Source organism: Streptomyces sp. Ag109_O5-10, from assembly GCF_900105755.1.
GTDB lineage: Bacteria > Actinomycetota > Actinomycetes > Streptomycetales > Streptomycetaceae > Streptomyces.
The window spans coordinates 1,724,348-1,737,758 of sequence record NZ_FNTQ01000001.1; the positions used below are offsets into that span (position 1 = coordinate 1,724,348).

The 13,411-nt window shown below is 68.0% G+C and carries 8 protein-coding genes and 2 pseudogenes; 3 read left to right on the plus strand and 7 right to left on the minus strand.

The genetic code is table 11. From position 1 onward, the window contains the following. Nucleotides 1-12: 12 nt before the first annotated feature. Nucleotides 13-821: pseudogene (locus BLW82_RS07900) on the plus strand (IS5 family transposase). Between the two features lie 65 nt (nucleotides 822-886). Here the strand turns inward: BLW82_RS07900 and BLW82_RS07905 are convergent. Together BLW82_RS07905 and BLW82_RS07910 are read right to left on the minus strand one after the other, a co-directional pair. After that, on the minus strand, nucleotides 887-1,807 hold the full coding sequence (locus tag BLW82_RS07905) for a transposase family protein (protein WP_218162357.1): 921 nt from the start codon (nucleotides 1,805-1,807) through the stop codon (nucleotides 887-889). A gap of 58 nt (nucleotides 1,808-1,865) precedes the next feature. Beyond that, nucleotides 1,866-3,209 (minus strand): PP2C family protein-serine/threonine phosphatase, encoded by a 1,344-nt coding sequence (locus BLW82_RS07910; RefSeq protein WP_093498146.1) that lies wholly within the window; start codon nucleotides 3,207-3,209, stop codon nucleotides 1,866-1,868. A gap of 1,356 nt (nucleotides 3,210-4,565) precedes the next feature. Between BLW82_RS07910 and BLW82_RS07915 the strand changes: the two genes are divergently transcribed. Next, nucleotides 4,566-6,044 (plus strand): ISL3 family transposase, encoded by a 1,479-nt coding sequence (locus BLW82_RS07915; RefSeq protein ID WP_371131312.1) that lies wholly within the window; start codon nucleotides 4,566-4,568, stop codon nucleotides 6,042-6,044. Nucleotides 6,045-6,150: 106 nt separating this feature from the next. Here the strand turns inward: BLW82_RS07915 and BLW82_RS07920 are convergent, their stop codons facing one another. The 5 genes and pseudogenes from BLW82_RS07920 to BLW82_RS07940 all read right to left on the minus strand — a co-directional run. Next, entirely contained in the window at nucleotides 6,151-6,723 is a 573-nt protein-coding gene (locus tag BLW82_RS07920) for a YbhB/YbcL family Raf kinase inhibitor-like protein (protein WP_093498148.1), read from the minus strand. Then, nucleotides 6,720-7,289 (minus strand): cysteine hydrolase family protein, encoded by a 570-nt coding sequence (locus tag BLW82_RS07925; protein ID WP_093498149.1) that lies wholly within the window; start codon nucleotides 7,287-7,289, stop codon nucleotides 6,720-6,722. Before BLW82_RS07925 ends, BLW82_RS07920 begins: the two co-directional genes overlap by 4 nt. A 54-nt stretch (nucleotides 7,290-7,343) precedes the next feature. Continuing rightward, entirely contained in the window at nucleotides 7,344-9,125 is a 1,782-nt protein-coding gene (locus BLW82_RS07930; protein WP_093498150.1) for an MFS transporter, read from the minus strand. Nucleotides 9,126-9,155: 30 nt separating this feature from the next. Next, entirely contained in the window at nucleotides 9,156-9,596 is a 441-nt protein-coding gene (locus BLW82_RS07935) for a MarR family winged helix-turn-helix transcriptional regulator (RefSeq protein ID WP_093498151.1), read from the minus strand. Nucleotides 9,597-9,650: 54 nt separating this feature from the next. Continuing rightward, nucleotides 9,651-10,053 (minus strand): annotated as a pseudogene (locus BLW82_RS07940) (transposase); the annotation flags it as partial. A gap of 2,619 nt (nucleotides 10,054-12,672) precedes the next feature. Between BLW82_RS07940 and BLW82_RS07950 the strand changes: the two are divergent. Then, the gene (locus BLW82_RS07950) at nucleotides 12,673-13,401 is read left to right on the plus strand and encodes an SIR2 family NAD-dependent protein deacylase (RefSeq protein ID WP_093498153.1); all 729 of its coding nucleotides are present in this window, start codon (nucleotides 12,673-12,675) and stop codon (nucleotides 13,399-13,401) included. The last annotated feature ends 10 nt before the right edge of the window (nucleotides 13,402-13,411 follow it).

The following is a 13,411-nucleotide window of genomic DNA, read 5'->3' on the forward strand; positions in this document are numbered from 1 at the left end:
CAAGGTGTCCGGGTGCGTGCTGATCTTGTTCCGGACGACCTGCGGGATCGGGTGGCCCCGTTGCTGCCACCCCCTCCCGAACGACGCCATTGGCATGCCGGGCGGTTGCGTGTTCCTGACCGGACAGCACTCGCCGGCGTCCTGTTCGTGCTGCGGACCGGTGTCGCCTGGCGGGATGTCCCGGCGGAGACCGTGGGCTGTTCCGGCGTGACGGCCTGGCGTCGGCTGCGGGACTGGACCGAGGCCGGCGTCTGGTCACGCCTGCACGCCGCCCTGCTGACCGAACTGCGCCGCGCCGACCTGCTGGACCTGGACGACTACTCAGTGGACGGATCACACGTCCGGGCCCTCAAAGGGGGGACCGCGTCGGCCCCTCACCCGTCGGCCGCGCCCGCCCCGGCTCCAAGCACCACCTAATCGTCGACCGCCACGGAACCCCACTCGCCGTGACGCTCACTGGCGGCAACCGACACGACGTCACCCAGCTCCTGCCCCTGTTCGACGCGGTCCCGCCGATTCGGGGAGCTCGGGGGCGCCCTCGCCGCAAACCCCGGTGCCTGTAGGCCGACCGGGGCTATGACTTCGACAAGTACCGCCGCCTGCTGTGGAATCGTGGCATCAAACCCATGATCGCCCGACGGGGCATCGCCCACGGCCCCGGACTGGGCAAGGTCCGCTGGGTGGTCGAGCGCGCGTTCGCCTGGCTGCACCAGTTCAAACGGCTCCGCACCCGCTACGAACGCCGGGCCGACCTCCAGCAGGGGTTACTCGACCTGGCCTGCAGACTCATATGCCTCCGCCGCCTCCAGACCTCATTCTGAAACGATCAGTTACGAGCTGGTGCGTGATAGCGGGCGAGGTGTGTTTCTCCCGGTCGTGGCTGTTGTCAGCCGGTGGTGCGGTCGGAGACGAGGCTGGCGATGGCTCGGTAGGTGGCGGGCAGGGTCTCGCGTCGGTGGGTCCAGCGCGTCAGTTGTTTCCAGCGTTTGTGGTCGGCGAGGGCGTGTTCGACGGTGATGCGTTTCGAGGAGTGTCGGTGGCGGGCTCGCCGACGGGCTTCGAGGACCTCGGGCGGACTGATCTTGTTGCCTTTCCGGGGCGGTGTCACCGCCTGTCCTGGGTGATCACGACGGAGCCCGAGGTAGCCGTCGTCCAGAAGGATCTCGACATCGGGAGAGTGCTGGAAGCAGATCCCGACACCTTCGTTGCGTGCGGCGGTCGCGTCATGCATCCGCCCAGGTCGCAGGGCATCGACCCATAAAGTGCGGCCCAGGTGGTCGGCGATGACGGTGGCCCTCATCGTGTTCTGCCTCTTCTTGCCGGAGACGAACGCTCGCCGCCCGCCGCGGCTGGCAGGCGGCCGAGGGACCTGGATCTCGGTGGCGTCCAGCCACAGCTCGATGCCCTCGGCCTGGGCATAAGCGAAGACATCCGGCAGTGTCCGAAGACGCAGGCCAGGGCTGTCCGGGACCGCGCACCCCCCTTCGGCCAGGAGCGTGCGCACCTCTCCGATCGCGCGGGTGACGGTGGAACGGTCGACGCCGAACAGCAGTCCCAGCACCGAGTGCGGCAGGTCGTGCCGCAAATGGATAAGCGTGGCCATCAGCCGGTCGACGAACACCAGTTGGTGGCGGGCGCCGGCCCCTTCAGCCCGCTTCCGGGCCCCACCTCGCGCGGCATGGCGACGACCCTCGACCCCGGCCTGCCACGGCACGGCCAACTCCTCGACCAGGCAAGCAAGATGACGCCGAGAGATCCCCGTGACCAGTCGATGCGCCAACACCGACCGATTGACCGTGATCGCCACAGCGGGATCATGCCACCTGCCTGGCACGACACCTCACCCGCTATCACGCACCAGCTCGTTACTTGTCTGGCCTCGAAGATCGGACCTGCGGAGCTCGGAGGGCGAGCACTGCCGTCTCGTCGTGTCCGTCGCTGGGGTGCTCCTCGATCAGGACGCGGACGAGGTCGGCCACGGGCAGGTCGACGTGGGCGGCAGCGACGTCGGCGAGCCGTTGCAAGCCTGCCTCCAGTGAGTGGTGACGGTGTTCGACGAGCCCATCGGTGAAGAAGACGACTGTGGCATCGGTGGGAAGGAGATGGGCGTGGTTGTGGCGTCGTGCAGTGCTGTCGACGCCGAGGGGCAGGTCAGGATCCGCCAGCAAGTGGCCGGCCCGGCGATCGGGGGTGATCACCAAAGGCGGAGGGTGTCCTGCAGTACTCCAGCGCAACGTCCAACCGGCCGACGGCGCGGGTTCGATCCGGGCAAGGCACGCGGTGGTCACGGGACTGTCCGTGATGGCCTGGAGGGTGCGGTCGAGGTGCGCGAGGACAGCGCTGGGCGAGGTACGGCGATCGTAGAGCAGGGCACGCAGCATGCTGCGGGTCTGAGCCATGGCGGCGACCGCCTGGAGGTCGTGTCCGACGACGTCACCGATGACGGCGGCGCAAGCTCCGTCGGGCACCAACAGGGCGTCGTACCAGTCCCCGCCCACATGGTCGGGGGTGCTGGCAGCGTGGTAAGCCGCGGCAGCGTCGAAGGGCTCCAGGCGGTCAGGCAGGCATGGCAGTAGAAGACGCTGGAACCGTTCGGCATCGTGCCTGGTCTTCTCATACAGACGGGCATCGTCGATGGCCAGGGCGGCAGCGCCGGCCAGGGCGACGATCAGGCCTTCGTCACGGTCGTCGAATGGGCGTCCGTCGATCCGCTCGGAAAGATACAGATCTCCGTAAATCTTCGCGCGGACCGTGATCGGGGCGCCCAGCGGGTTCCGCATGGGCGGGTGGCCGGGCGGGAAGCCTGCCGAGTCCGGATGCAGGGTAATGCCGTCGACACGGAGCGGCACAGGATGGCTGATCAAATGCCCGAGCAGGCCACGCCCACGAGGAAGCTCCACCCCGGCCAGGCCAGCCCTTTCCTGCTCCGACAGACCCACCGGAAGGAACAGGGCCAGGCTGTCACCTTGCTCGTCCAGCACGCCGAGCGCACCACAGCGCGCACCGACCAGTTGCATGGCGGTGGAAACGATCAACTCCAGCACAACGGACAGCTCCACCTCCCGACCCAGGACGGCCTCGTACAGGTCGTGCAATTCGTCCTGGGCCCGAGCCAGTGCCTTGAGCTGCTCAGCGATCCGCTCCAGCTCGGCGCCCAGGCGCAGTCTGGGCGCCGACTGCGCCGTGCGTTGTTGACTGTGCTCGCTCATCGTGGCCGCCCGACAGTGCGCAGTGCACTTCACCGGCCATTCTCCCCGAAAGCGGAGCGCAGCACCCGAGCATCGTTGCCGACAGCAGATCCCTAGCGACCTAGAGCCTGGAGCAGCGTCAGACCCACTCCACCTCAGAAACGATGTCGGGGGTACTTCCAGGGTCCGGCAATGGGGTCCACGAGGATGCGGGTGGCGCCGAGGAGCGAGAGACCGAAGCGCCGACCGCAGCCGCCACCTCGTTCTCACTCGCCCCCGCCAGCGCCTCCATCACCCGAGCGAGTGCCTCGCCCACCTCAGTGCGTGTGACCGCTCGAAGACGGCGACTGAGCTGCGTTCTTGACCGTCAGCGGCAGCAGCTTCTTGCCGCTGTTGCTTACTTGTGGCCAAGTATCCATCTGCGGCTCGAACTCTCAGGGAAATTGCCCAAGGCTTCGTTTCAATGCGTCGAGGCCTAGGCAGTCAGGTTCACGACCGCAGCTCATCTTGCGACGGGGCAGACGTGAAACGTACCCGCGCGCGGGGGAAACCGAGGCCGACCCCCGCCGGAGGCATCGTTCCGACCGTGGTCGCTCTCGCGCCGCACAGCGGCGTCAACCGCCATGCCCGTACCAACTCCCCTATTCGCGGGCGATCAACCAGTGCTCGCCTGGGGTGACCAACCCAACGCGCACCGGACACACGAGCACGACGGCACCTAGGAGCAGGCGGTCTCACCCGACGATGTCAGAGAGGGGCCCGAGGTTTCACGGCGAGACAATGGTGAAACGAGGAACCATCAGGTCAGCAAACGGGGTACGCACGTCAGGTGTGACCACAGCCGTGACGTCGCTACCGGCGGTCTGCACAGCACGGAGGACGCTGTCGAGGTCTCCGCTCGCGATGGTTTCGGCCGGGCATTGCGAACATTCACCCATACGCACATGCCCACTTTTCGTCTGCTGACATCGCGCGTGCGTGTGCGAACACCTGACCCGGGCCGTCGGCGCGTACCGCGTACCACATCCCACATCCCACATCACACAACGTGAAAGGGAGGTCGTCGTCATGTCCGGAAGATTCCCATGTGGGTGAACGACTCGACCACCAAACGATCACTGAAGGTTAATTTCAAGCTAAGTGATCACGTTCCAGCGACCACGACACGCAGTGCACGCCTGGCCGCCTCGGCGTTGACGGGAAGGGAGCCTCGGTCCGCCGGGCAGCGTCTCGGCGTCAGGCGGCACCGGGGCTGTCCGTTCTCCGGCCCTGTCTCACATTCGGTGGTGACGGAGAGTTGTCAGGGTCGTTGACATTCATGTGATAGGTGTCAACGAGCTTGTGCAGACGGTGTTTTCGGGTCTGTTCCCACTGGTCATGGAGGATGTGGTCGACCAGGGTGAGCGGATCGTGGTGCGGGCCCGGACGCCGCTGGACACCGCGGTCTGCCCGGTGTGCGGGGTCTCGTCGGGACGGGTACACGGCTATCACTGGCGGACTGTGGCCGACGTTCCGGTCGACGGGCGACGGGTGGTGGTCCGTGTGCGGGTGCGGCGTCTGGTGTGTCCCACGCGGGGCTGCCGCCATACCTTCCGCGAACAGGTGCCCGGGGTACTGGAGCGATACCAGCGACGTACCGCTCGTCTGACCAGGCAGGTCAAGGCCGTGGTCAAAGAGTTAGCGGGCCGGGCGGGATCACGCTTGCTGGCGATACTCGCGGTGGGCCTGTCCCGTCACACGGCCCTGCGCACCCTGCTGCGCATCCCGTTACCCACCGGGCGCGTGCCCCGCGTGATCGGCGTCGACGATTTCGCACTGCGCCGGCGGCACCGTTATGCCACCGTGGTGATCGACGCCGAGACCCATGAGCGGATCGACGTGCTGCCCGACCGCACGGCCGACACGCTAGAAGCGTGGCTGCGCGGGCATCCGGGCATCGAGGTCGTGTGCCGTGACGGCTCGGCGACCTATGCCGAGGCCATCCGCCGTGCTCTGCCTGACGCGGTGCAAGTCGGTGATCGCTGGCATTTATGGAAAAACCTGTGTGAAGCCGCCCTGAACGAAGTGAAGGCACACAGTGCCTGCTGGGCCACCGTGCTGGACGCGCCGATCTACGACGGGCCCCGCGCCCAGACCACCCTCGAACGCTGGCATCAGGTTCATGGCCTGCTCGAGAAGGGCGTGGGCCTGCTCGAATGCGCCCGCCGCCTGCAACTGGCCCTGAACACCGTCAAACGCTACGCCAGAGCCGACCGGCCCGAGCGCATGCTCCGCGTCCCCAGGTACCGCGCCAGCCTCGTCGACCCCTACCGCGAGCACCTTCGCAAACGCCGAAGTGAAGACCCCGGCGTCCCCGTCCAGCACCTCTTCGAAGAGATCAAGGCTCTCGGCTTCACGGGCTGCCTGAACCTTCTGCACAAGTACATCAACCAAGGCCGCGCGGACGCCGACCGCAGCCACATCTCGCCGCGCCGGCTCGCCCGGATGCTGCTGACCAGACCCGACAACCTCAAGCCCGAGCAGCACGAGCTCCTGGCCAAGCTCACCGCCGCCTGCCCCGAGATGACCCAACTGGCGGCATGTATCGGAGACTTCGCCCCGCTCCTTACGCCACACACCGACAACGCCGATGCGCTCACGCACTGGATCGCCCAAGTCCGAACAGCCGACCTGCCCCACCTACACGCCTTCACCCGGGGCCTGGACCGGGACATCAACGCCGTGATCGCCGGGCTCACGCTTCCGTACAGCAACGGCCCCACCGAGGGCGTCAACACCAAGACCAAACGGATCGCGCGCCAGATGCACGGACGAGCAGGCTTCACCCTGCTCCGGCACCGCATCCTCCTCGGATAACAGCACGCTCCGTCACCACCGAATGTGAGACAGGGCCCGTTCTCCGGTTGAGTCGGAGAGCGGACAGCCCCGGGGCACACTGCCTGTGTGGGGCCCGGGCCTGGGCTCAGCGTTCGAAGGTGCCGGTCAGGCGGCCGCGGTCGAGGACGGATGCGGTGATGGCGGGCAGCAGGGTGCGGGGCCGGGCCCGGTCCACTGGTGTTGTGCCAAGGGTGCTGTCCACGGGGGTGGAGAGGGCGAACAGCTGGAAGACGTAGCGGTGCGGACCGTGGCCTTTGATGGGTGCGGGCCCGTGGTACCCGCGTCCGATGGTGGACCGCAGCAATTGCACCTCGGCGGCCGGCTGCCGGGCGTTGAGGGCACCGGGTTCCAGGTGCCCGCAGGACGGGTCGATCAGGGCTGCGCAGTGCACGGCGGGGTTGGCCATGGGAACGTCGATGTCCTCGACGACCAGGAGGAGTTGCGCGGTGTCGGCCGGCGGCGGGGTCCAGGCCAGGTGGGGGGACCGGTCGTCGCCGCCGATGTGCTTCGCGCAGTGCTCCAGCGGCACGGCAGCACCGTCGTCGAAGTTCCGGCTGGTGAGGGTCAGCAGCTCGGGACCTTGCAGGCTGGGCAGATTCCACGCCAGGTGGTTCTCGCCTGCTCTGCGGTTGCTCAGGAGTCGGCCCAGCAGGGTCATCGCGTGGTCTCCAGCATGTCGGTGATCTCGGCGGCGGTGGCGGTCTCGCCGAGTTTGGGGAAGACGCGTTCGACGCTGTGGCGGTGGGCGTCGGCGTCAGGGTCGGTCATGGCGTCGGTGGCCAGGACCACGTGGTAGCCGTAGTCGGAGGCCGAGCGCGCGGTCGACTCAACGCCTGAGCTGGTCGAAATGCCGGCAAGCACGACCTGGGTGACGCCCAGGTCCCGCAGGAGGGTGTCGAGTCCGGTGTCGTGGAACGCGCTGCGCCGCCGCTTGGTGATCAGATGGTCGGTCGGCTGGACGTCGAGTTCGTCGATGAGATCGGCCCAGCCGGGCGGCAGTGCGGCGCTGCTCCCGGATCGCCGTCCGGCCTCGGTGCGCCCCGGCGCGCGTCCGGTGACGTTGACCAGGACCACGGGCAGGCCGTGCCGCCGGAACTCGGTGGCGAGGTCGGTCGCCTGCTTGACGGCGGCGGTGACCGGACTGTCGGTGCGGGCCGAGACGATGCCCTTCTGCAGGTCGATCACAACCAGCGCGGGCGTGGGGTCGATCGTTGTCAATGCCAAGGGTGTTTCTCCTGTGGATGTCGGCTGGTTGCCGGGTCCGGGGCGCTGCTGGTCTCAGCCGGCGGCGCCCGCGTTCCGGCCGTCGATCGCAGGGGCGATGGCGTCGCCGGTGGCGGCAGTTTGCGGTTCCGGGGTCCTGGCGGCGGGGGTGGTGCCGCTGCCGCGCAGCAGGGAGGCGATCGCGGCAAGGAAGGCGAGGACGGCGCCGAAGGCGAACACGACGACCAGGCCGGAGTGGAAGGGCCCGGAGATCAGGTTGGGGAAGAACTCGCGTCCTGTCAGGGCCTGTTGCTGCGCCGCGGTCAGATGGGCCAGCGCGCCGCTGGGTTGGAGCAGGTGCTGGGTCGGGTTGACGCCCAGTTGGGCGGCGAACAGGGACGCGACCGGGGGCAGGCTGCCGACCTGGGCGGCGACCCGGGCCGGTACGCCCTGCTGTTGCAGGCCGGCAGCGAGGGTATGCGGAAGGCTGCCGGCCAGTCCGGCGATCATGAGGGAGAAGAACACGCCGATCGAGACGGCGGTACCGGAGTTCTGGAAGGTGGCACGCATGCCGGAGGCGACACCGCGGAGGTGTGCGGGCACGCTGCCCATGATCGAGGAGGAGTTGGGGGAGGCGAACATGCCGCTGGCGATCCCGTTGAGGGCGATCAGCACGGCGAAGATCCAGTAGCTGAAGTCGATCGGCAGGAGCATCAGGCCCAGGAAGCTGGCGCCGAACAGCAGCGCGCCGCCGGTGGCCAGGCCCCGGGAGCCGATCCGGTCGGACAGATAACCGGACACCGGGCCGGCCGCGAGGAAACCTGCAGTCAGCGGCAGCATGAAGATGCCCGCCCACAGCGGCGTGGCGCTGTAGTCATAGCCGTGCAGCGGAAGCCAGATGCCCTGCAGCCAGATGATCAGTACGAACTGCATCCCGCCGCGGCCGATCGATATGGCCAGGCCCGCCAGATTGCCAAAATTGAAGGCCCGTAGGCGAAAGAGACCCAGTTGGATCATGGGCGCCGAGACGCGGTTCTCGATGGCGACGAACGCTGCCAGGAGGAGCAGTCCGCCGGTTATCAGCGCGTCCACCAGCGGGTTGGTCCAGCCCATGGTGTGCCCGCCGTAAGGCTGCAGGCCGAAGGTGACCGCGATCAGGACCGCGCTGAGGCCCACCGCGAAGGTGATGTTGCCCCACCAGTCGATCCGCCCGCCGCCACGCCTGCCGGTTTCGCGCAGGGTGCGGTAGGCCCACAGCGTGAAGAACACGCCGACGGGCACGTTCACCCAGAACACCGCCCGCCAGTCCCAGGCCGACAGCAGACCACCGGCGACCAGACCGATGAACATACCGCCCAGCCCCGCGACCTGGTTGATGCCCAGGGCAAAGCCGCGCTGCTCCTTGGGGAAGGCGTCGGTCAGGATTGCGGCCGAGTTCGCTGTCAGCATCGATCCGCCGACGGCCTGCACCAGTCGCCAGGCAATCAGCCACATCGCCCCGTGGCCGCCGTCGAAGGGATCGAAGGACAACAGGATCGAGGCAACGGTGAAGACCGCGAACCCGAAGTTGTAGGTCCGGACCCGGCCGTACATGTCTCCCAGCCGGCCCACCGTGACCACCAGGACGGCCTGAACCAACCGGTACCCCATGATCATCCACAGCAGATAGCCGATGTTTCCGGGAGCCAGCGGGTCCAGGTGCACGCCGCGGAAGATCGCCGGCAGGGCGATCAGCACGATGGAGCCGTCCAGCGCGGACATGAAGACCGCGGCGGTCGTGTTCGTCAGCGCGATCCACTTGTAGCGGTCGTCATCGGCGGATCGGTGCGGGGCGTGCGGCTCGGGGGGATCCGTCATCAGCTTGGCTTTCTCGTGGTTCCGTCGGCGTCAGATGTTCCGGGCTAGCCGCTCCAGCAGTGGCGCGGCCGCTGCGAGCTGCCCCAGCTCCGTCGGAGTGAAGGTGCCGCCGGTCAGGGCCCGGGCGATGAGTTCGATCCGCGCGTTGCGCTTGTCCTTCAGCGCCTGCAGACCGGCGTCGGTCACCGTGAGCACCACGCGCCTGCCGTCGTTCGGATCCCGGCGGCGTTCGACCAGGCCCCGGCCTTGCAGCGCACTGAGCGTCGCTCCCATGGCCTGTGCGGTGATCTGCGCCTCCCGGGCCAGCGCCGAGGAGGTGGTGGGGCCGGAACGCTTCAGCTGCGACAGGGCGGCCCGCTCGGGCATCGTCAGCCCGCCTTCGACCGGCACGTGGCGCACCCGTCGCACCAGCACGCTGATACTCGCCAGCAGGGCTGAGGCGACTGCGTCCGCGTTCAGATCATCACTCATATACTAAGGCTACCTTATCAACTGGCCTTAGTAGTAGCGCAGACAGGTGCGTACTCACGGGGGTCGGTTCGGGAGGTTGTCACAGCGGTGGCTTGTCCGCGCCCTGCGGAGCAAGCTACGGACGGTGATGACCGTCTCAGCGAGGTCGAAGAAGGCGTCGATGACTGCGGCACGGCGTTCGTAGCATCGGGCGAGCCGGTGGAAGACGTTCTGCCAGGCGCGGGTGCGCTCGATGTGCCACCGCCGGCTCGCCCGGATCGGTGCCTTCTCGCCCTTGTGCGCGATGCGGCCGCGCAGGCCGCGCGCGGTGAGTTCGGCGCGGGTCTTGTCCGAGTCGTAGCCGGCGTCGAGGTGCACCGTGATGTCGTCGGGCAGCGGCCCCAGGTCCGCCAGCCGGTCAAGAGTCGGAGCCAGGAGCGGTGAGTCGTTACGGTCCGGCGAGGACCCTGCCGAAAGGACTGGCGCGGCATCGCCACACGCTTCGACAAGGCGCCCGAGAGCTACCTCGCCGGCCTGGAACCGCGCGCCTCGATGATCTGGCTCGGAGATCTCCTGCAGGCAGCCGATTGATCACGACATCGCACAGGCGCTCTAGGCCGGCAACCCGCCCATCAGATGGGTGATCGTCGCAAACGGGGTAAAGCATCCCCTTCGAAGGATGCCGGAGGATAGGCGAGCGAATTCTTGCAGGTTGTACGCGAATCCGGCCCAAAACGCCAATGAGCCCCCTCCCAAACAGGCAGAGGGCTCAACGGGTCACACGGTCGAACACAACTTGGAGAGGACCCCTCAGACCCACTCCACCTCGGAGACGATGGGCGGGGCACGTCCAGGGCCCGGCAATGGCGTCCGAGGGGACGTCAGCGGCGCTGACGGGCGAGGGACCGAAGCGCCGACCGCAGCCAGCGCAGCAGCCAACTCGTCCTTGCTCACCCCCGCCAGCGCCTCAACCGCCCGATCAAGTGCCTCGCTCACGTCAGTGCTCGTGACCACTCGAAGCAGGCGCCTGACCAGCGTTCTTGACCGTCAGAGGCGGCAACTTCTCGCCGGTCGGGCCTACTTGTACCCAAGTATCCATCTGCGGTGCGCCGGCGACGTCGAACTGCACACCGGCCCGGACACGGTGCCGAGCGTGACCTGCTCGACCGGGGCGGACTGCACCGCGCTCGTGCCGCTTGACGAGCAGAGGCGGCGCGTGTGGGGGTGGACCTCGTCGGATTGAACTGCTCAGCCGGTCGGCCGTGGATAGGACCGGGCGTGCTCCGGTCTGCTGCGTGATCCAGGGTGCTCGTCGAGCTACATGGTCATGGCCGTGGGCGCGGGCTTGCCGGGTACGTCCCCGCCACGCCTTCACGGCTGGGGCGTCCAGCGTGCGAGTCAGCTTGCAGGAGAAGCCGCTGGCCGGGGTGGGCTGCCCACTGCGTCCGGAGGCGCGGAGCGAGACGCCGGGTTGCGGCATCACCCTCATGGACCAGAGCAGGACGTCCCATCGAAACCTCCAACGGGCTTCCCAGGCCTGCAGGTGTGCTCGACCAGCCGGCCGGCAACGCCGTGATCGCGGGGCTCAGTGCGTTCCGTGGCGGCCGGTGATCGTCATGCGCGTGCACCGGGACGATGCGACGATCGTCGGTAACCGGCAGCCGAACGCGAACGGATCCGCGCCCGTCGAGGGCCCGGCCCGGAGGCCACTGGTGCTGTGCTCCGGTGACCTGAGTCGAGGTGAGAAGCCCAGTGATCAGCAGGAGGCTCGTGCTTCAGGCCACTCTGGCGGGCGGAACGTCTCTCTTCTCCGTTCCCGGTACGGTGATGCCACGCGCTTCGTCGGCGGAAGGAGAAGTCCTCGATCCGGCGGTGATACGGAAGTACGTGGCCGAACTTGTGATACCGCCCGTCATGCCGCTGGACAGCCGGGCCGGCCGGGACATCTACACGATCGGCATCCGGCAGTTCCGGCAGCAGGTGCTCCCCCCGGGCATGCCGGCCACAACGGTGTTCGGGTACGGCTCGACCGGGCATCCCGAAACGTTCCACTATCCCGCGTTCACCATCGAAGCCCGGTACGGAAGAGCGGTCCAGGTCAGGTGGGTCAATCAACTGGTCGACACCAACGGCGGATATCTGCCGCATCTCCTCCCGGTCGATCCCGCACTCCACTGGGCGAACCCACCGGGCGGGGTCGAGCGGCGGGACTCCCGACCCACGTTCACCTCGACACCCGGGCCGTACGGCGGACCGGTTCCCGTCGTCACTCACCTGCACGGCGGGGCGAACACGGAGGAGAGCGACGGATACGCACGAGGACAACGAAATGATGCGCCCCATGCACGTCGGTCCGGCCTGACATCCGTACGAGGTCGTCGTGCACCGGCGGGCCGGCCTTCAAGCCGAGTGTTTCTCGTTTCCCGGGGTCGCACGGCCCTCATCTACTCAGGCCTGGATGTGTGGGGACTACGCGGGGGAGTCGAGCCATAGCACCGAACGAATTGCTGTGCCACGGCTCGCCCTCACCAACTACCAGGGCTCGCGCCGTCGACTACTTGTCCGCTACTTCCGACGCCAGCCCGATGCCGGTTCGGCAGGAGGCTCCCCCGTTCGTGGATACTTCTGGGGGCACAGCTCAGCCCGGTAGAAGTCGCTCCCCTCCTCTGCCGGGCAGCAACCACCCGAGGGTACGAGCAGTCGTAGACGGCCGTCTCGGGGACGCCAGCCCCTCAGGCCCACTCCACCTCGCAATGGACGGCCAAAGAGCCTCCAGGCTGCGGCAGGGGCATTCGCTGCGTCTCCCGCACGATCCCCTGCCGCCCACTCCGAGCACCGAGCGCCCGCAGGACGGCAGCCGCCTCTTCCTCGTCGCCGTCCCCCAGGGCCTCCACGATCCGCCGCAACGCCTCACTCACGGCAGTGAGCGTGTCCGCTGGCCGGAGCATCCTTCTTGACCGTCAGCGGCAGCAACTTCTTGCCGCTGTTGCCTACTTGTGGCCAAGTATCCATCTGCGGATACACCCCGCAGTCAATGACCACGTAGCGTGCTGGATATCCGTTCGCCCCAAGCGGGTATGACTCCTACTCTCGGCGCATGAACAAGCCTCTCGTAGCCATCCTGAGTGGCGCAGGGATCTCCACCGATTCTGGGATCCCCGATTATCGCGGTCCCAACGGGCTCTGGCGCAAGGATCCCGAGGCCGAGAAGCTCGTGACGTACGAGTACTACATGGGCGACCCGGAGATCCGGCGCCGGTCGTGGCAGATGCGACGGCAGAACCGCGCGCTCATGGCCGAGCCCAACGCGGCGCACCGGGCGGTCGCCGAGCTGGAGCGGTCGGGGACGCCGGTGCGGGTGATCACGCAGAACGTGGACGGGCTGCACCAGCTCGCCGGGATGCCCGCCCGCAAGGTGCTCGAACTGCACGGCTCCGCACGCAGCGTGGTGTGCACGAAGTGCGGTGCCCGGGGGCCGATGGCGGACGCGCTCGCCCGGGTCGAGGCCGGCGAGGAGGACCCGCCGTGCCTGGAGTGCGGGGGCATCCTCAAGTCGGCGACCGTGATGTTCGGCGAGCGGCTCGACCCGGTCGTCCTCGGCGACGCCCTCGCCATCAGCAAGGCGTGCCAGGTCTTCGTCGCCGTCGGCAGCAGCCTCCAGGTCCAGCCGGCCGCCGGGCTCGCGGGCGTCGCCGCCGACCGCGGCGCCCGGCTGGTCATCGTCAACGCCGAGCCGACGCCGTACGACGACCGGGCCGACGAGATCGTCCGGGAGCCGATCGGCACCGCCCTGCCGCAGCTGCTCGCCGAGCTGCAGGCCGGTTAGACGCCGGTCC

What these genes read in the sequence shown, in the direction of transcription:
- BLW82_RS07920 (WP_093498148.1), bottom strand. Translation starts at nt 6,723, where the DNA reads ATGACCCTGCTGGGCCGACTCCTGAGCAACCGCAGAGCAGGCGAGAAC.
- BLW82_RS07950 (WP_093498153.1), top strand. Translation starts at nt 12,673, where the DNA reads ATGAACAAGCCTCTCGTAGCCATCCTGAGTGGCGCAGGGATCTCCACC.
- BLW82_RS07935 (WP_093498151.1), bottom strand. Translation starts at nt 9,596, where the DNA reads ATGAGTGATGATCTGAACGCGGACGCAGTCGCCTCAGCCCTGCTGGCG.
- BLW82_RS07930 (WP_093498150.1), bottom strand. Translation starts at nt 9,125, where the DNA reads ATGACGGATCCCCCCGAGCCGCACGCCCCGCACCGATCCGCCGATGAC.
- BLW82_RS07910 (WP_093498146.1), bottom strand. Translation starts at nt 3,209, where the DNA reads ATGAGCGAGCACAGTCAACAACGCACGGCGCAGTCGGCGCCCAGACTG.
- BLW82_RS07915 (WP_371131312.1), top strand. Translation starts at nt 4,566, where the DNA reads ATGGAGGATGTGGTCGACCAGGGTGAGCGGATCGTGGTGCGGGCCCGG.